Source organism: Marinomonas ostreistagni (genome assembly GCF_016888445.1).
Lineage (GTDB): Bacteria > Pseudomonadota > Gammaproteobacteria > Pseudomonadales > Marinomonadaceae > Marinomonas > Marinomonas ostreistagni.
In genome coordinates, this window is sequence record NZ_JAFEKF010000002.1 from 579,218 (window position 1) to 596,872 (window position 17,655).

Here is a 17,655-nt window from a genome sequence, read left to right on the forward strand (position 1 = left end):
GACTGAGAAGTGTTACACTCAAAGCCCTACACCTGTGTAGGGCTTTTTTGTGAGAGGAAAGGGTATGAAGCGGCTGTTACTGTGTATAAGTTTGATGGCGCTATTACAAGGGTGCGCCGGTGTTTCGGTAACTGAGCGCCAGCAATACGCCGCGATGCTGATCGAGCAAGCTGGCTGGCAGAGTGAAGTGCTCAAGACACCTGAATTTGCATTATTTAGCGCGCGCCCTCTAAAAGCCCCAGGGATAAACACTGCAACAGAGCCATTAATCATCTTTATCGAAGGCGATGGACTAGCATGGGTGAGTCGTAATCGACCGTCGTTAAATCCCACACCGATATCACCTCTAGCACTAGAGCTCGCGCTCAATATGAAAGACTCTGGCCCAGTCGCTTACCTTGCGCGCCCGTGTCAGTATGTAAAGGATGCACGCTGTGAAAAGCGCTATTGGACCTCCGCACGCTTTGCGCCAGAGGTGATCCGCGCCACCGATGCGGCAATTGATCGCTTAAAAGCCAATGCTCAGGCGCAGCAGGTAGTCTTAGTTGGCTATTCAGGCGGTGGCGCTGTGGCCGCGCTCGTCGCGGCAAGGCGCCATGATATCGCCAAATTGATTACCCTCGCTGGTAATCTTGATACCGATTATTGGGCACAGTTAAAGCAGATCACACCGCTATACGGCTCATTAAATCCAGCCGACGCTTGGCAAGCATTAGCATCGATCCCGCAGATACACTATGTCGGCGCTAAGGATACGATCGTCCCTCCAGCAGTCGCCGAAGCGTATCAAAAGCGCTTTCCTGCATCGCAGCAGCCTGAAGTGCAGGTAATGGAAGACTACGATCATCACTGCTGCTGGCATGAAATAGAGGCTAAAGAGCTGACTAAATAGTAGACAGAACTGTGCACTAAATCACTTAAAGGCGTAAATGTGTTGAGCGCTAGGATACAGCGTCAACTTTTCCTACGCGTTTTATTTACTCAAAAACACCCTTGCTTTATCATGTTCATCTCTTGAACGCACGCCCTAGGCAAGGAATCAGCACGTGGCCATTTCAACAGCACCTCGACCTCATCGTATCGAGCACTCGACTCGTGCCTGCGTCACACCTATTGCTGAGCTCTCTTTTAATCCTTTGCACTGTGCTGCATCCCTTTTATCGTCTGATTTACGTGAGCAAACCAACGTATGCTAAACGACGAATACCGCCTAAAAATCCTTAAAGCCGTCGAAGCCGACCCACAGATCAGCCAGCGTGAGCTCGCTAAGCAGCTTGGCATCAGCCTAGGCAAAACCAACTTTTGCCTAAAAGCCCTGATCGAAAAAGGTCAAATCAAAGCAGAAAACTTTAAAAACAACCCGAATAAAAGCGGCTATTGGTATCTGCTCACGCTCAGCGGTATTGAGGAAAAAGCCGCGCTAACGAAGCGTTTTTTAGCGCGCAAATTACAAGAACATGAAGAACTGACGGCCGAGATAGAAGTATTGAGGCGAGAAGTATTGGAAACGAGTTCGCACTCAGCGACACAACGAAACGATCAAAGTATATGAAGTATTTAGTTACCGGTGCGGCCGGATTTATTGGTATGCATACCTGTGAGCGTCTCTTAGAAGCAGGTCATGAAGTCGTAGGCTTAGACAGCTTAAATGCGTACTACTTGCCAGCGCTAAAGCAACATCGTCTCGAAAAGCTGCTGCCACAAGAAAATTTTCGTTTCGTACAGCTAGATCTGGCCGATCGCGAGGGCATGGCTGAGCTTTTCAAAACCGAGCAATTCCAGCGAGTCATTCACTTAGCGGCCCAAGCGGGTGTGCGCTACTCGCTAGAAGCACCGTTTGAATACGTCGACAGTAACCTCGTGGGTATGATGACGATTTTAGAAGGTTGTCGCCATAATCAGGTCGAGCATCTCGTCTATGCCTCTTCTAGTTCAGTTTATGGCATGAACACTAAGATTCCGTTCTCTGAGTCAGATGTGGTGGACCATCCAGTGTCGCTCTATGCGGCTACCAAAAAATCCAATGAGCTGATGGCGCATTCTTATTCGCACCTTTATGGCATCCCGACGACTGGTCTACGCTTCTTTACCGTCTACGGCCCAGGCGGGCGACCTGATATGGCCCCTTGGCTCTTTACCGAAGCCATCCTCAATGACAAACCAATCAAGGTTTTTAATCACGGCAAAATGATGCGTGACTTTACCTACATCGATGACATCGTTGAAGGGGTAGTGCGCATTCAAGATGTATTGCCCCAGGCAAATCAGAACCAAGGTACGACAGCGTCGTACGCGATCTACAACATTGGCAATAATCAGCCAATCCAGCTCTCAGAATTTATCGAAGCGATCGAGTCTGCCTGTGGCAAACAAGCTGAAAAGATCTATATGGATATGCAGCCAGGTGATGTGCCGAAAACCTATGCTGACACCGCACAGCTTGAGGCGGCGGTAGGGTACAAACCAGCTACCTCCATCCAAGAAGGCATGCTGAAATTTGTAGAATGGTACAAAGCCTTTCAAACAGAGCTGAAGGGCTAAAGGAATAGAGAATATGAGCAAGCAAAAACTGAATATTGCCATCGCCGGCACCGGCTATGTCGGCCTTTCGAACGCTATGTTGCTCGCGCAGCACAATGACGTGACAGCGGTCGATATCGTGGCAGAAAAAGTCCAACTTCTTAATGACAAGCAGTCACCGATCGTTGATGCTGAAATAGAAGACTTTTTAGCCAACAAAACGCTTAACTTCAGAGCGACCCTAGACAAACAGCAAGCCTACGAAAACGCCGACTTTGTCATCATCGCTACGCCGACGGATTACGATACGGAAACCAACTACTTTAATACCAACAGCGTTGAGGCGGTGATCCAAGATGTCATGGCGATCAACCCAAATACTGTGATGGTGATCAAATCGACAGTTCCGGTAGGTTACACCAAGAGCGTAAAAGAGAAGTTTAACTGCGACAATATTATCTTCTCGCCTGAGTTCTTACGTGAAGGCAAAGCGCTATACGACAACCTTTATCCCTCACGCATTATCGTCGGTGAGCGCACAGAGCGAGCGCAACAATTTGCTGACTTACTTAAGCAAGGCGCAATTAAACAGGACATCGAAGTACTACTAACCGACAGCACCGAAGCCGAAGCGGTTAAGTTGTTCTCAAATACTTACCTAGCACTGCGCGTAGCGTACTTCAATGAGCTGGATACTTATTGTGAATCTCACGGTTTAGATACCAAGCAGATCATTGATGGTGTATCACTCGATCCCCGCATAGGTAGCCATTACAACAACCCAAGCTTTGGTTATGGTGGCTATTGTCTACCAAAAGATACCAAACAGCTGCTGGCAAACTATCAAGATGTACCGAACAACCTAATCCGAGCGATTGTTGACTCCAATTCAACCCGCAAAGACTTTATTGCGGACTCGGTAATCAAGCGCAACCCGAAAGTGGTTGGCATCTATCGCTTAGTGATGAAAACCGGCAGTGATAACTTCCGCGCATCCGCTATCCAAGGCATCATGAAGCGCATCAAAGCCAAAGGCATTGAAGTTGTCATCTACGAGCCAGTTTTAGAGCAAGACGAATTCTTTCACTCACGTGTGGTAAAAGACTTAGCTGAATTTAAGAGAATGGCTGATGTGATCGTTGCTAACCGCCCAGCAGAAGAGCTTAGTGATGTGGCGAGTAAAGTTTATACACGTGATTTATTTGGGAATGATTAGAGATCTATTATGAGTGATATTTTAAGCTTGATCGGCAGAGATAAAGCCCTGTTCAGCGTTGATATTACAGGGAATGAAGAGAAACTTTCGCAGACTGTCTCAGAGTCTAAATTTTTGGTTTTAGGTGGCGCTGGCTCGATCGGTCAAGCTGTTACAAAAGAGATTTTTAAACGCAATCCTAAGAAGCTACATGTTGTTGATATCAGTGAAAATAACATGGTGGAGTTGGTGCGGGATATTCGTAGTTCTTTAGGCTATATCGAAGGCGATTTCCAAACCTTTGCTTTAGATATCGGATCGATAGAGTACGATGCTTTTATAGCGGCAGATGGCAACTACGATTATATATTGAACTTGTCAGCACTGAAGCATGTCCGTAGTGAAAAAGATCCGTTTACCTTGATGCGAATGATTGATGTGAATGTCTTCAACACCGACAAAACGATTCAGCAGGCAATTGATGCCGGAGCCAAGAAGTACTTCTGTGTGTCCACTGATAAAGCAGCGAACCCAGTAAATATGATGGGCGCTTCAAAGCGTATCATGGAGATGTTCTTGATGCGCAAAAGTGAACATATGGATATTTCTACGGCACGTTTTGCCAACGTGGCTTTTTCCGATGGTTCATTGTTACACGGCTTTAACCAGCGTATCCAAAAGCGTCAGCCTATCGTTGCTCCGAATGATATCAAGCGCTACTTTGTAACCCCGCAAGAGTCAGGCGAGCTATGCTTGATGTCGTGTATCTTTGGTGAAAATCGTGACATCTTTTTCCCTAAATTAAGCGAAGCCCTACATCTCATATCTTTCTCAGATATCGCGGTTAATTATCTCAAGCAGCGCGGTTACGAGCCGTATTTATGTTCTTCAGAAGAGGAGGCTCGTGAGTTAGTTCATACTCTGCCAGAGAAAGGCCAGTGGCCCTGTTTATTTACCGGTAGTGATACAACTGGGGAAAAGGATTTTGAGGAATTCTTTACAGATACCGAAACCCTTGATATGTCGCGCTTTGAAAACCTTGGCATCATCAAAAATACACCAGAGTACGATCAAGCTTTGCTGTCTTTATTTGAGAGCTGTATTACAGAGATGAAAGCGGCGCGCAGTTGGTCCAAAGAGCAGATTGTTGAACTATTCTTCAAGATGATTCCTGGCTTTGGGCATAAAGAAACAGGCAAATATCTTGATAGCAAAATGTAGGTGGTCGGACTTATGAAATCTGCATCAATCGTTGAGTTTATTAGAGGTACTTACCAAACGAATGAGTTTATTCCTCTACATGTGCCTAGGTTCGATGGTAACGAAAAAAACTACGTTATGGAGACACTTGAAAGTACTTTTGTCTCAAGCGTAGGTAAGTTTGTCGACAACTTCGAACATAAAATCGAAAGTTTCACCGGAACCGCCAAAGCGGTTGCGACGGTTAATGGTACGGCAGCGCTACACACGGCATTATATATGGCTGGTGTGCGACAAGGGGACTTGGTCATTACTCAGGCTCTAACATTTGTCGCGACGTGTAATGCGCTCCATCACATGGGCGCGGAGCCAGTCTTTGTGGATGTATCACCCGTAAGTTTAGGTCTATGTCCAAAAGCTGTAGACGCATTTTTATGTGAACAAGCAGAGGTGACAGAGACGGGGTGCATTCATAAACCGACCGGTAAGAGAATCCAAGCTGTAGTGCCTATGCATACTTTTGGCCACCCAGTGGAGCTAGATGAGCTATTAGCTATTTGTCAAAAGTGGAATATTGCCTTGGTTGAAGATGCGGCTGAGAGCTTGGGGTCCTTTTATAAAGGCAAGCATACAGGCACGATTGGTGATTTTGGTGCATTAAGTTTTAATGGCAACAAGATTATTACGACTGGAGGTGGTGGCATCGTGCTGTGTCAATCATCTGATGATGGAGTACATACCAAGCATCTGACAACTACCGCTAAGGTACCTCATGCTTATGAGTTTTTTCATGATGAGCCAGGTTTTAACTACCGTATGCCAAATATCAACGCTGCGTTAGGGTGTGCTCAAATGGAAGTACTAGACAGCTATCTGCAGCAAAAACGTCAGTTAGCAGGACGTTATCGTGATTTCTTCTCAGACTCTGAATATAAATTTGTCAGTGAGCCAAGTTACGCTCAATCGAACTATTGGCTCAATGCAATTATTTGCCCAGATCAAGAGGCTCGTGAGCGATTACTTAAAGAAACCAATGCTGCTGGCGTAATGACACGCCCTATTTGGAAACTGATGCATCGTTTACCTATGTTTGAGAATGCAATACGAGCAGATCTCAATAACTCAGAGTTTATTGAAGCTCATCTGGTTAATCTGCCAAGTACGCCTATAAAATTTGATGTTATAGAGGAACGAAATGAAAGTTAGTATTTTAGGAAGTGGTCAAATGGGGGCGGGTATTGTTTCTCTAATGTTGCAATCGCCATATGTTGATACCGTTATCTGGTGGGCTCGATCTGAATCTTCGTTGGATAAAGCCTTGTTGAAGGTAAAAAAAGAAGTTCGACGGTTCGCTAAAAACTCAGGCTTTGATAATGAAAAACTATTAAATAAGTTAGTTTTTTCAACTGATCTATCTAAAATATCTGGCAGTTCATTCTGTATAGAGGCTGTTTCTGAAGAAATGCGCCTTAAAGAACAGCTTCTTGAAAGTGTATCTGATTACCTTGATGAAGACGCTATTATAGCCACGAATACTTCTTCATTTTCTATTACTGCTTTATCTATTTCCACGCGATTTCCAGAGAAGGTAGTAGGAATGCATTTTTTTAATCCTACTTCAGTAATGCAGCTTGTTGAAGTTGTTAAGGGATTAAATACATCTGATTGCACTGTGAATAGAGCGATAGAGTTAGCTTCTAATTTGGGTAAGGAAGCAGTCTTAGTTAATGAGTCCCCAGGATTTATTGTGAATAGAATGCTTATTCCAATGATTAATGAGGCCATATCTATATATGCAGAAAGCGTAGCTTCTATAGATGATATTGATAAAGCAATGAAATTAGGTGCAAATCATCCACTGGGTCCGCTGGCATTAGCTGACTTAATTGGTACTGATGTTTGCCTTTCAATCATGGAAACTCTCCATTACGAAACGGGTGACCCTAAATACAGAGCACATCCTTTATTGAGACAGTATGTTCGTGCTGGCTATTTGGGAAGAAAGTCGGGAAGAGGTTTTCATGCTTATAGACGATAACATTCAGATTATTGATATAGATAATTCAGAGGATCTAATTAAATATATCGATGGGATCTCTGAATTATTTTTAGAAAGTTTTTCTAAACCATTAGATGTCGAGCTTTGGGAGTGGGCCTATGTTAATAATCCTTTTGGAGAGCCAATAGTTTCACTAGCTATCTCAAATGATAAAGTGATTGGACACTACGCTGTGATTCCTTGTACTTTAAGCTGCTCGAAAGGAGAGATTCAAGGTTATTTGTCCATGACGACGATGGTGGCGGCCGCTTATAGAAAGTATAAACTTTTTCAATTACTTGCAAACAGAGTTTACGATAAAATTGAGTCTAAAATCGAGCCGTCAGTTGTATTTGGTTTTCCGAATAATAATTCTGCGCCAGGCTTCAGGAAGCGTTTGGGGTGGACTATAGATTTAGATTACAAGGTTATTGAATTATCAAAGCAGGTTCAGGACTACTGGAGAAAAAGGACATCAGAAGAAAACTATAAAGAAAAATATACTTTATTTCTCAATGGTGACGTTAAAAATTGGAGAATGAAAAAACCTAAACAAGAATGGTCTATAAAAAAGGGGGTTGGCCTGAAAAGGGTGCACGACTCTTTAGATCTTATGTATGTTGAAGATCCTGTTTATATAGCTGATATAGCTGATATAGCTGAGCTGAGTAAAGTTTATACAATATTGCCTATACCGGACTCTAAAGAAGAAGAGTTAAATTGTAAAGTCGCTTTTTCATACCGATTTGGCTATCGATTCTTTAACTATAGTGGAAGGGATGATGTAAATTTCTTTGTGCAAATGTGTATGTCGGATGTATTTTAATGAAAATTTTAGCACTAACCTCAATTCGTTCTGAATATGATCTTGTCAGCTCTCTTTTCAAAAAACTCCACTTGGATCCAGAAATTGATTTACAGCTACTAGTTGGAGGAGCGCATAACTCTCCATCTTTTGGTTTAACTAGAAAATATATTGAAGCGGATGGCTTTAATATCTTGATGAGTATCGAAAGTTTGCTGGATGCAGATAGTAGTTCCTCTAGACTTAAGAGTGCTTCTATTTTGTTAATGTCATCAGTAGATATAGTAAAGAGGTATTCTCCAGATCTTATTATTTATGCTGGAGATAGAGAAGAGATTATGATAGGTGCTATGCTCGGGGGATATTTATCAATTCCAACATTACACTTATTTGGCGGTGATCATGCGTCGGATGGACATATTGATAATCCTATAAGACATGCAGTATCGAAATTATCGACTGTACATTTTGTAAGTAATGATGAGCATGCAAGGCGTTTATATGCTATTGGAGAACCTAGTCGGCGAGTTTTTAATATAGGTAGTGTTGCATTAGATAAATTCTATGATATTGATAAAAATCCAAGTGTTGTATCAAAAATTGCTTTTAAAGAAGTTACTAGACCTTTAGCTCTTTTTATCTATCATCCTGTTGAGGGGGAGTTAGATAATGTTGAGAGCATTGTTAGAGATGCAATTAATGTATTAATTGAAGAAGGCTATCATGTGTTCATAGGGAAGCCTAATACTGATTATGGTAATGCACGTATACGCAATGTGATTGAAAGTTTTGAAAATAATACAGATCATTTATCAGTCTATAGTAATTTGCCTAGAATTGATTTTGTTCAGTTGTTTAAGGCTTGCTCCCTTATTGCAGGTAATTCATCAGCAGGATTATTAGAAGCAGCTACTATTCCGATTGCATGTATAAATATTGGGGAGCGTCAAAAAAATCGTCTTTGTGCTGAAAATGTTGTTTTTGTAGAGGCTAATAAAGAATCCATATTGAGTGGCGTTAAAAAAATAAAAACTATTGAGTTCAAAGCTAAATTATCAAAAGTTATAAATCCTTATGGCGATGGTCAATCTTCTAAGCAAGCATATAATCTTATTAAAAGTATAAATTTTCAAAGTTTATTGTTAAAGACAGAGGATCCAATAAATGAAGAGTAATAGAAATATTTTAGTTGTTGCTCCTCATGCAGATGATGAAACTTTAGGGTGTGGTGGAACTATTTTGAAATTATCGAAACAAGGCTATAGTGTCCACTGGTTACTCGTGACAGGTATGACTTCCTCCTATGGCTTCACTGAAGCTCAGATAGATAAGAGACGCTCTGAAATTAAGACTGTAGCAGAGGCCTACGGATTCAAAGGGGTACATGAACTACAGCTTCCACCAGCGAAATTAGAAACTTTGCCAAAAAGTGAAATAATTGGCCCCATTTGCTCAGTAGTAGAGCAAATCAAGCCCTCAATAGTCTTAACGGTTTATCGAAATGATGCTCATAGTGATCACGAGATTGTTTATGATGCTGTAATGTCTGCATCTAAGTCATTTCGCTTTCCTTTTATTAAAAAAGTCTTAGCTTACGAGACAATGTCAGAAACCGATTTTGGTATGAAGCCGGAGGATGGTGGTTTTAGACCGAATGTTTATGTTGATATCAGCGAATATCTAGATAAAAAACTTGATATATTAGAAATATTTGAGTCAGAAGTGAGTGATTTTCCATTCCCCAGATCTAAGTTAGCTCTCGAGTCTCTTGCTCGAGTAAGAGGAGCTCAATGCAATGCTCAAGCTGCAGAAGCTTTCTTGTTAATAAAGGAGATATTATGACTATTATTATTGCTGAAGCTGGCGTAAATCATAATGGAAGTCGTAAGCTTGCCTTTGAGTTAATTGATGCTGCCAAAGAGGCAGGCGCTAATATCGTAAAATTTCAAACATTCAAAGCTAAAAATTTAGTAACAGAAGATGCAAAGCAAGCTGCATATCAAGTAGCTAATACTAAGAAAGAAGAGTCGCAGTTTGCGATGCTTAGCCGGCTAGAATTACCTTACGATACACATCATGAGTTGGTGAAATACTGTGACTCTTTGGGTATTGAGTTTTTATCAACAGCCTTTGATCTTGATAGCTTAGATTTTTTAGTGAATGACTTGGCACTCAAGCGATTAAAGTTACCATCAGGAGAGCTCACTAATGCGCCTTTAGTTTTGGCACATGCTCGATCTGGTTGCGATCTAATTGTTTCAACTGGTATGGCATCATTATCAGAAATTGAGACTGCTCTAGGCGTGATTGCATTTGGCTATACAGCGGATGCATCAACAGTACCTTCTTTACAAGCTTTTCAAGAGGCTTACGCCTCTGACAAAGGGCAGAAGGCCCTGAAAGAGAAAGTGACAATTCTTCATTGTACTACTGAGTATCCCGCACCAATGGAAGAGATTAATCTTCGCGCTATGGATACCTTGGGGCAAGCATTTGGACTGGCGGCTGGTTATTCGGATCATAGCGAGGGGATTACTATACCAGTAGCCGCTGTCGCTCGCGGGGCAGTATTGATTGAGAAGCACTTTACCCTCGATAAAGATATGGAAGGTCCCGATCATAAAGCATCGCTTGAGCCTCAGGAGCTGAAGGCAATGGTCGATGCAATACGTCAGGTTGAGCAAGCGCTAGGCTCTTATACTAAGAAGCCAACAGTCTCTGAAGTGAAGAATAAACTTGTCGCAAGGAAAAGTTTGGTAGCGGCCAAAGACATAGCAATTGGCGAGCAACTTACGGAAGCAAACCTAACGATTAAACGTCCAGGCTCTGGAGTGACTCCATACCGATACTGGCATTACATCGGGACTGAATCGAATCAGGATTATAAGGCGGGAGATCTAATTCGTGAGTAGATCATTAAAGCCCCCGATCGTTTTGATTGGTGGTGGTGGTCATGCGGCGGTTCTTGCCGAAATTTTGCTTATGCAAAATAGAGAAATTGTTGCTGTGCTAAGTCCTGAGGAAATTCAAGAGCGAGCGATATTTAGAGGAATGGTACACCTCAAAGAAGACAGTGATGTACTCACTTTCAATAAAGAGCAGGTAAGATTAGTGAACGGTATTGGCATGTTGCCAAAATCGATGTTAAGGAAAAGGGTAAATGAGTACTTTCTTGAGTTAGGTTACCAGTTTGATAGCGTGATTGCTGACAGTGCCTATGTGTCTCCTTCAGCGCTAATTGAAGAGGGGGCTCAGATTCTCCCGATGGCTATCGTGCATACAGGTGCTCATGTGGGCAAACACAGTATTGTAAATACAAGTGCGCTCATAGAACATGACTGTAAGATAGGTGAATATAATCACATTGCGCCAAAATCGGTGTTATGTGGTCAGGTTGAAACAGAGCGAGATGTATTTATAGGTGCAGGGTCTGTGTTGACCCAAAATGTCAAAGTGGGACAGAGCACTTTGATAGGAGCTGGCGCAATCGTTAACAAAATAATAGAGCCTAATAGTATTGTTTACCCTGCTAAAGGGACTCTTAAGCAACAAGAGCATGGATCATAGAGATGAGTCATAGTTGGCAAAAAGCCCTAGTTAGCGAGTCTAGTAGTATTAAAGAAGCGCTTAAGATAATTGACAGCGAAGCCTTGCGTGTGGCCTTAGCAGTGAGTCCCGATAGAAAGCTGTTAGGAGTCATTACTGACGGCGATATACGTCGGGCGCTATTACGTGGGTTATCACTAGAAGAGTCTGTTAGTAAGGTCATGAACACTAGCCCAATTATCGCTTTTAATCATGCGACAAAGGATGAGCTAGTAACTTTGATGGAAAAGCATCAGGTTTTATCAGTTCCGCTTGTCAGTGAAGAGGGTGTAGTAACAGGACTTGAAACGCTTCATAGTGCACTAAGCAAAAAACGTTATCAAAATCCGATATTTATCATGGCAGGTGGTTTTGGAACGCGTTTAAAACCATTAACTGATAATTGCCCCAAGCCAATGCTGAAAGTTGGTGATAAACCGATATTAGAAACAGTTATAAAGAGTTTTATAAAGGCGGGCTTTAGTAATTTCTATATTTCAACTCACTACATGCCTGAGCAGATTCATGGGCACTTCAAAGATGGTGAAGATCTTGGAGTTAGTATTACTTATGTGCATGAAGATAAACCTCTAGGGACAGGTGGGGCGCTTGGTCTGCTTCCAGGCAGTATGCCAAAGGATCTACCTCTCATTATGATCAATGGTGATGTGCTTACTAATGTTAACTTTGAAAGGTTATTGAAATTTCATGAAGATAACAATGCAGACGCAACAATGTGTGTTCGTGAATATGACTACCAAATCCCCTACGGCGTTATTAATGGAGAGGGTAATAAAATTACCAGCATGGTAGAGAAGCCTGTGCATCGCTTCTTTATTAATGCTGGTATATATGTGCTGTCGCCACAAGTCATAAACTCTGTTGCCAAAAATGAGAAAATTGATATGCCATCTCTTTTAGAGAAGCATATGAATGAGCGTCAAAATGTATTGATGTTTCCTATCCATGAGTATTGGCTAGATATTGGAAGAATGGATGATTTTAATCGAGCTCAAACTGATATATTAAACTTAGGCCTATGAAATATGATCAATAAAAAAAGAGTACTGGCAGTAATACCTGCAAGGGGGGGGAGTAAAAGATTACCAAGAAAGAATATTCTTCCTCTATCAGGAAAACCACTCATTTTATGGAGTATAGAAGCAGCCAAGAAGTCAATGTATATAGATAAGTATATTGTTACTAGTGACGATGACGAAATACTAAATATATCTAAGTCTATGCAAGCACCAACATTAAAAAGACCTGGTTACTTAGCTAGTGATAAGGTAGGTACTTTAGATGTGATACTTCATGCACTAGGTGAGCAAGAAAAAAAATATGATATCGTAGTCGTGTTACAGCCAACAAGCCCACTTAGAACAGAAAAGAATATTGATGAAGCTTTAGAGTTATTTATTGAAAAAGATGCTAATTCTATTATATCTGTATGTGAAACAGATCATCCTTTATTATGGTGTAATACATTACCTGAAGATAATAGTCTAGTTTCTTTTATAAAAGAGGGTGTTAAGGAAAAACGTAGTCAAGATTTAGAGAAGAGTTACAGGATAAACGGAGCTTTATATGTTTATAATACTAAAAGTCTCATATGTGATAAAAATATAGGGTTTGATGATAAATCATACGCTTATATAATGAAGAGAGAAGAATCGATTGATATAGATGAAGAAATTGATTTTAGGATTGCCGAAATGTTAAAGAATTTTTAGAAGATTTTGATCATGATAGCATATATTGAGTCGTCTTATCAGCTTAAAAATTTTATTAGATACTGTAATGAAATAAGTGGAAAGAAAAAAAATATAAAGGTCTATTTACGTATAAATGGTTCTAGTGAACAATGCAAGCAATATGATAATATTTTAATTGGTAGAGATGAGTTTTTAGTTAAGAGAGTTAACTTATCAGATGGCTTTTTTGAGAATTTTAAAGTATTTTTTTGTTTTATTTACGATATTATGCGCTGTAAAACTTTAGTTGTTGGTGATGCCAGAAGTTTTGTTTCTTCTAAAATCATTAAGAATTTTAGTTTTTTTAAAAAAATAGTGTTGGTCGATGACGGGTTGTACTTATACTCGTACTGGAGAAAAATAAAAAAATACAAAGTTACTTTGTATTCATCACTATATCAAATTGAATTTGATATTTCAAAAGATAAAAATAATTCCTTGTCGTTTCAATATATGCAGTTTGATAAGGTTAAAGTTAATTATGCCGAAGAGGTTGGCATATGTTTTATAGGTTCGAAGGTTGTAGAAATAGGGTATCTGAATGAGGAGTTTTATCTTTCAATTCTGAGAAGCAAGTATTGCAATAATATAAAATGTTTATATTTTGCTCATAGAGGAGAGGCTCCGGAAAAACTGAAAAAAGTTTCAGAGATAGGCTACATATTAATTAAGCCTGATCTACCATTAGAAGACTACTTTATTATTAATGGTGCACCGAAAGCGGAATATTTCTCATTGTATTCTACTGCTCTTTACAATTTATCTGTGATGATTCCTGATGTGAAATTCTCATGTATTGACCCTGGTCAGGCATCGTGGTTATTAGGTGATTTAGAGGCGATATATGAATGCTATGATCTTCTAGAAAAAAATGGAATCAGTCGAATATATCAGGATTAAATTCTAGCTAAGGGAGCCTATGACTATGATAAAATTTTTGGTAAAAGAGTTCTTCGAAAGTTTAATTAGAAATATCAGAAAATTAAGGTGCACTAGGAAGATTAAAGAGAGGTTAAATAAAGAATATAGTGCTATAAGTGAAAATGGATTTCATTCAATAGATGGATTTCTTTCTAGAGATGAATGTTCAGCACTCATAAAGGAAATAGATTCCTTAATTAATAAGAGTGATATTAATTTATGGGTTGACTCAAAAAACTCCGATCATAGGTTGTATTTCATTGATACGATAAATGAAAAATTTGCGGAGTTCTTAAAAAATGAATATTTCCTAAATGTTCTAAAGGTATATACAGGTATTGATAGTCCAGTTGGTATGTTGCTTGCTGGAAGAGTCGATGCTGTTGACGGCAATGTTGGGTCAGGGGGAGGGTGGCACAGAGACTCACCTATACAGCACCAAACAAAAGCTATTTGTTATCTAAGTGATGTCGACGAAAGTAACGGCCCCTTTCAATACATCCCGAAATCTCACAAGAAAATTAATATAATAAACATGTGCTTTAAAAAAGTTTTCAGACCTGGGCAATATAGGTTTTCAGAATCAGATATTAAAAAATATTGTGATGAAACTGGGCAAGAGGCAGTAAATATGACTGGTGAGGCTGGGAAACTAATGTTTGTAGATACAAAAGGTATTCATAGAGGCAAGCCAATCGAGACTGGGTCTCGATATGTGTTGTTTTGTTATTTTTGGAATAAAAAAATACCTAATCACTTCAATAAGTATAAGCAGGTGTGATTATGTTTTATAGGTTATTAAATTTGTTCTTTAAGATCTTTGTTTATAGTGGTTATCGAGTAAAGTATAACCTCCCAAGTGATTTTAGGTTTAACGGGTTTTTGATCAGATTTAATGTCAAAGGAGATGTTTTTTTTGGTTCTAGGTGCTATATAAGCTATTATTCATACTTAAATGTACCTAAAGGAACTAAGTTAGTAGTCGGTGATGATGTTTCAATTGGTCATAATGTAAAAATTTATACTTCTTCATTTGACATTGAGATGAAGATTAAGAATAAAATTTCTGAGCCTAAAAACTCTAGTGTATATATTGGTAATAATGTTTTAATCGGAGCAAATGTTTTCATATGTCCTGGAGTTTGCATTGGTGACAATGTAGTGATTGGAGCAAATAGTGTTGTCACACATGATATAGTCGACAGTTGTAGCGCAGCAGGTGCACCAGCTAAAGTAATAAGAAAATTCACTTTATGAAAGAAAAAATTAAATACTTAACACTTTCATATGGAACTGCAGCACTACAGTTTTTACTATTACCTCCTTTTGTATCCGCACTTGGAAAGAATGGTTATGGGCAGTATAGTTATTATCTATCTATAATTACTTGGTTCTGCTTTTTTTCAACATTAGGTAGTCCTACTAAGATTAGGAAAATTGCTGCAGCTATAATATATTCGGATGCAGATTATTTAAATTATAAAAAGAAAATAAGTGCGGCTGTTTTTTTTGTTTCTATTCTTTCATCATTTTCTTGTCTCGTCTTTTACTCATTATTCGATTCATTTATTGGCTCTGTCTATATAGTTCTATATAGTATTTTTATAATTTATTCTTCATATTTAATTTCTAATGATAAGGTTATTTATAGTGCATTTTTTTCACTATTAATAACAGTCTTGCCTATAGCTTCAGTTATTTTTCTTGATGCGCTATTTATTAATGCTGAGTGGAGCTTAAGGTTCTTTGCATCTTCAATCTTAATTTTTTTTATATTTATATCTTTCGATAAGGTTTTTTTTGACTTCTTTAAATTCTCTAATTTAAATGCATCAGATCTAGTAGAGACTGCAAAGGAGAATTTTAAATTAGCGCCAAACGGTATATATGATAAGATAGTTAGTCAAGGAGATAAGGTATATGTTGGTGCTTTTTTTGGAGTGGAAACTTTAGCAATATATGCTCTTGGTGCTCAGCTTTCTAATATTTTATATATTACCATGAAGGCATTTACTGTTTATATGGAGACAAAAATATACAGAAAAAAAATAAAAATCATGGAGGTTTGTATGCTTTTTGGGGGCGCGCTCCCTTTTGTTTTTGTTCTTTACTATATTATTTCAAAGTTGTTCCCTTTTTTATTTTCAGATGAGTTTTACGATGTTATTAGTATACTGATATTTCAGTTAATGGTGGTTCTTTTTAGGGTTTTTTCAAATGTTCTATTCTCCTATGATTACGCCAGTGAATACAGTTTTTCTGTTTTGAGAAATATGTTTGTTCAATATTTTTTCTTGTTTACATTTTGTATTCTTTTGTTTTTTAATGGCGTGGACACTATATATCAGTTTAGCTTTTATTTGATGATTTTTTGTTCTTTCGGTGTTCTTGTTAATTTTTGTTTTTGCTTTTATAGAGAGAGAATGAGATGAGGTTTTTGTTTTTTCTTTCAGCTGGTATGGCTTCATTTAATATTCCGATTTTTTTTGGGACCTTAAAAAGACTCAGTGCCTTTTTTTTGGTTTTTTACGTGATTTATATTTTTGTGTGTAGAGGGGTAGCTAAGTTAAATAAAGCTTTCTTAACTGTTATTTGTTTTTGGTTCTTATTCTTTTTGAGCACCCTTTTGGGTGTCGTTGATAATGGAATTATAAGCTCGGTTCCTTTTACTATATTTTTCACATTTTTTATAGTTTTTGTTTTTTCTATATCGGCCTCATCGAATAATAAAAGTTATTTTGTTTTTGGGGGGGATGATGCGTTTAGAGCTCTTTTTATTTTGAATTTTATTTGTTTTATTTATCTTTTTTCTATTGTTGATTATGATTTATCTAATGTTAATGTGTTGAGGTGGTATTTAGTTAATAAGGAAATACCTATAAATAGCACATTTAATCAGGTTTTTTTTCTGCTTGTTTTAAATGTTGTGGTCTTTTTTTATATTAAATCTATCTTTTTGAAGAAAGCATTTGTTGTGTGTTGTTGTGTGTTGTTGTGTATTTTTATTGTTTTTTCTTTGTCTAGGCAAAACCTTTTAGCTTTGGTTTTGTTTTTTGTTTTTTATGGGTTTTTTAGTTTTAAATTTTCTTGTTTTAAGGTTTTTAGAGTACTGTTTTTTTTGTTTGTTACTTTATTTTTTGTTGTTTTTTTGTATTACTTTTTTGATAGTGGAAGTTACTTTAATTATATTTTTAGTCGCTTAGAAAGGAGCGTTCAACAACTTAGTAGTCCAGATTATGTGAGGTTTAGGCAGTTTTTTGATTCCTTTTTAGTTGGGTTAGAGAATCCATTTTTTGGTTTGGGGGTGGGTGGTTTCTATGATTTTGCTATTATGAATAATTACAGTCCGCATTCAGCTTCCCCAGAAGCTGCCTTTAATCAATTATCCTCTGAGCATGGGATCTTTTTATTAATTTATTTTATTTTTATTTACTCTTTGATGGTGGCAAATCTTATTTATATGAAGAGGAAGGAGGAAGACTATAAAGCAGTTTTTTTCATTGATTTGAATTTAAGTCTTCTGTGTTCATGTTTCTTTTTGTCATTTTTTAATGAAATTCATATTCAGTCATCAATGTGGATTTTATATATTTTGTTAATGAAGATGACTTTTAGTTTTTCAAGTCAAGGGTGAGTG

Annotated in this window: 20 protein-coding genes; all 20 read left to right on the forward strand. The window is 38.6% G+C overall.

Annotated elements, in window-relative coordinates:
• Nucleotides 1–64: 64 nt before the first annotated feature.
• On the forward strand, nt 65–892 hold the full coding sequence (locus JQX58_RS08135) for an alpha/beta hydrolase (RefSeq protein ID WP_204146338.1): 828 nt from the start codon (nt 65–67) through the stop codon (nt 890–892).
• A 154-nt stretch (nt 893–1,046) separates the two neighbouring features.
• Nucleotides 1,047–1,196 carry a hypothetical protein gene (locus JQX58_RS08140; RefSeq protein WP_204146339.1) on the forward strand — a complete coding sequence of 50 codons (150 nt, stop codon included), beginning with the start codon at nt 1,047–1,049 and terminating at the stop codon, nt 1,194–1,196.
• Nucleotides 1,190–1,552, forward strand: coding sequence for a MarR family EPS-associated transcriptional regulator (locus JQX58_RS08145; RefSeq protein ID WP_204146340.1), 363 nt, complete (start codon nt 1,190–1,192; stop codon nt 1,550–1,552). The genes JQX58_RS08140 and JQX58_RS08145 overlap by 7 nt, the downstream gene beginning before the upstream one ends.
• On the forward strand, nt 1,549–2,541 hold the full coding sequence (locus JQX58_RS08150) for an NAD-dependent epimerase (protein WP_204146341.1): 993 nt from the start codon (nt 1,549–1,551) through the stop codon (nt 2,539–2,541). Before JQX58_RS08145 ends, JQX58_RS08150 begins: the two co-directional genes overlap by 4 nt.
• A gap of 28 nt (nt 2,542–2,569) precedes the next feature.
• Nucleotides 2,570–3,736, forward strand: a complete 1,167-nt coding sequence (locus JQX58_RS08155) for a nucleotide sugar dehydrogenase (protein WP_204146662.1) — start codon at nt 2,570–2,572, stop codon at nt 3,734–3,736.
• A 9-nt stretch (nt 3,737–3,745) separates the two neighbouring features.
• Nucleotides 3,746–4,936 (forward strand): UDP-N-acetylglucosamine 4,6-dehydratase, encoded by a 1,191-nt coding sequence (locus JQX58_RS08160; protein ID WP_204146342.1) that lies wholly within the window; start codon nt 3,746–3,748, stop codon nt 4,934–4,936.
• Nucleotides 4,937–4,948: 12 nt separating this feature from the next.
• Complete coding sequence (locus JQX58_RS08165) at nt 4,949–6,121, forward strand: LegC family aminotransferase (protein ID WP_204146343.1); 1,173 nt, start codon at nt 4,949–4,951, stop codon at nt 6,119–6,121.
• Nucleotides 6,111–6,953, forward strand: a complete 843-nt coding sequence (locus tag JQX58_RS08170) for a 3-hydroxyacyl-CoA dehydrogenase NAD-binding domain-containing protein (protein ID WP_204146344.1) — start codon at nt 6,111–6,113, stop codon at nt 6,951–6,953. Before JQX58_RS08165 ends, JQX58_RS08170 begins: the two co-directional genes overlap by 11 nt.
• Nucleotides 6,892–7,779: a GNAT family N-acetyltransferase gene (locus JQX58_RS08175; protein ID WP_204146345.1), complete on the forward strand. Its 888-nt coding sequence runs from the start codon at nt 6,892–6,894 to the stop codon at nt 7,777–7,779. Before JQX58_RS08170 ends, JQX58_RS08175 begins: the two co-directional genes overlap by 62 nt.
• Entirely contained in the window at nt 7,779–8,933 is a 1,155-nt protein-coding gene (gene neuC / locus JQX58_RS08180) for a UDP-N-acetylglucosamine 2-epimerase (protein WP_204146346.1), read from the forward strand. The genes JQX58_RS08175 and neuC overlap by 1 nt, the downstream gene beginning before the upstream one ends.
• On the forward strand, nt 8,923–9,600 hold the full coding sequence (locus JQX58_RS08185; RefSeq protein WP_204146347.1) for a PIG-L deacetylase family protein: 678 nt from the start codon (nt 8,923–8,925) through the stop codon (nt 9,598–9,600). Before neuC ends, JQX58_RS08185 begins: the two co-directional genes overlap by 11 nt.
• On the forward strand, nt 9,597–10,670 hold the full coding sequence (gene neuB, locus JQX58_RS08190) for an N-acetylneuraminate synthase (RefSeq protein ID WP_204146348.1): 1,074 nt from the start codon (nt 9,597–9,599) through the stop codon (nt 10,668–10,670). The genes JQX58_RS08185 and neuB overlap by 4 nt, the downstream gene beginning before the upstream one ends.
• Entirely contained in the window at nt 10,663–11,325 is a 663-nt protein-coding gene (locus tag JQX58_RS08195; RefSeq protein ID WP_204146349.1) for a NeuD/PglB/VioB family sugar acetyltransferase, read from the forward strand. The genes neuB and JQX58_RS08195 overlap by 8 nt, the downstream gene beginning before the upstream one ends.
• Before the next feature lie 2 nt (nt 11,326–11,327).
• Nucleotides 11,328–12,386, forward strand: coding sequence for a nucleotidyltransferase family protein (locus tag JQX58_RS08200; protein ID WP_204146350.1), 1,059 nt, complete (start codon nt 11,328–11,330; stop codon nt 12,384–12,386).
• Nucleotides 12,387–12,389: 3 nt separating this feature from the next.
• Nucleotides 12,390–13,076: an acylneuraminate cytidylyltransferase family protein gene (locus tag JQX58_RS08205; protein WP_204146351.1), complete on the forward strand. Its 687-nt coding sequence runs from the start codon at nt 12,390–12,392 to the stop codon at nt 13,074–13,076.
• Nucleotides 13,077–13,088: 12 nt separating this feature from the next.
• Nucleotides 13,089–13,997 carry a hypothetical protein gene (locus tag JQX58_RS08210; RefSeq protein WP_204146352.1) on the forward strand — a complete coding sequence of 303 codons (909 nt, stop codon included), beginning with the start codon at nt 13,089–13,091 and terminating at the stop codon, nt 13,995–13,997.
• A gap of 25 nt (nt 13,998–14,022) precedes the next feature.
• Complete coding sequence (locus tag JQX58_RS08215; RefSeq protein WP_204146353.1) at nt 14,023–14,799, forward strand: phytanoyl-CoA dioxygenase family protein; 777 nt, start codon at nt 14,023–14,025, stop codon at nt 14,797–14,799.
• A 2-nt stretch (nt 14,800–14,801) separates the two neighbouring features.
• Nucleotides 14,802–15,275 (forward strand): acyltransferase, encoded by a 474-nt coding sequence (locus JQX58_RS08220; RefSeq protein WP_204146354.1) that lies wholly within the window; start codon nt 14,802–14,804, stop codon nt 15,273–15,275.
• Complete coding sequence (locus JQX58_RS08225) at nt 15,272–16,450, forward strand: lipopolysaccharide biosynthesis protein (RefSeq protein ID WP_204146355.1); 1,179 nt, start codon at nt 15,272–15,274, stop codon at nt 16,448–16,450. Before JQX58_RS08220 ends, JQX58_RS08225 begins: the two co-directional genes overlap by 4 nt.
• A complete protein-coding gene (locus JQX58_RS08230; protein ID WP_204146356.1) occupies nt 16,447–17,652 on the forward strand; it encodes an O-antigen ligase family protein in 1,206 nt (401 codons plus the stop codon). Before JQX58_RS08225 ends, JQX58_RS08230 begins: the two co-directional genes overlap by 4 nt.
• Nucleotides 17,653–17,655: the final 3 nt, after the last annotated feature.

Coding starts and splice junctions, on each gene's coding strand:
- JQX58_RS08135 (WP_204146338.1), top strand. CDS start 65: ATGAAGCGGCTGTTACTGTGTATAAGTTTGATGGCGCTATTACAAGGG.
- JQX58_RS08145 (WP_204146340.1), top strand. CDS start 1,190: ATGCTAAACGACGAATACCGCCTAAAAATCCTTAAAGCCGTCGAAGCC.
- JQX58_RS08150 (WP_204146341.1), top strand. CDS start 1,549: ATGAAGTATTTAGTTACCGGTGCGGCCGGATTTATTGGTATGCATACC.
- JQX58_RS08160 (WP_204146342.1), top strand. CDS start 3,746: ATGAGTGATATTTTAAGCTTGATCGGCAGAGATAAAGCCCTGTTCAGC.
- JQX58_RS08165 (WP_204146343.1), top strand. CDS start 4,949: ATGAAATCTGCATCAATCGTTGAGTTTATTAGAGGTACTTACCAAACG.
- JQX58_RS08170 (WP_204146344.1), top strand. CDS start 6,111: ATGAAAGTTAGTATTTTAGGAAGTGGTCAAATGGGGGCGGGTATTGTT.
- JQX58_RS08175 (WP_204146345.1), top strand. CDS start 6,892: ATGTTCGTGCTGGCTATTTGGGAAGAAAGTCGGGAAGAGGTTTTCATG.
- neuC (WP_204146346.1), top strand. CDS start 7,779: ATGAAAATTTTAGCACTAACCTCAATTCGTTCTGAATATGATCTTGTC.
- JQX58_RS08185 (WP_204146347.1), top strand. CDS start 8,923: ATGAAGAGTAATAGAAATATTTTAGTTGTTGCTCCTCATGCAGATGAT.
- neuB (WP_204146348.1), top strand. CDS start 9,597: ATGACTATTATTATTGCTGAAGCTGGCGTAAATCATAATGGAAGTCGT.
- JQX58_RS08200 (WP_204146350.1), top strand. CDS start 11,328: ATGAGTCATAGTTGGCAAAAAGCCCTAGTTAGCGAGTCTAGTAGTATT.
- JQX58_RS08205 (WP_204146351.1), top strand. CDS start 12,390: ATGATCAATAAAAAAAGAGTACTGGCAGTAATACCTGCAAGGGGGGGG.
- JQX58_RS08210 (WP_204146352.1), top strand. CDS start 13,089: ATGATAGCATATATTGAGTCGTCTTATCAGCTTAAAAATTTTATTAGA.
- JQX58_RS08215 (WP_204146353.1), top strand. CDS start 14,023: ATGATAAAATTTTTGGTAAAAGAGTTCTTCGAAAGTTTAATTAGAAAT.
- JQX58_RS08220 (WP_204146354.1), top strand. CDS start 14,802: ATGTTTTATAGGTTATTAAATTTGTTCTTTAAGATCTTTGTTTATAGT.
- JQX58_RS08225 (WP_204146355.1), top strand. CDS start 15,272: ATGAAAGAAAAAATTAAATACTTAACACTTTCATATGGAACTGCAGCA.
- JQX58_RS08230 (WP_204146356.1), top strand. CDS start 16,447: ATGAGGTTTTTGTTTTTTCTTTCAGCTGGTATGGCTTCATTTAATATT.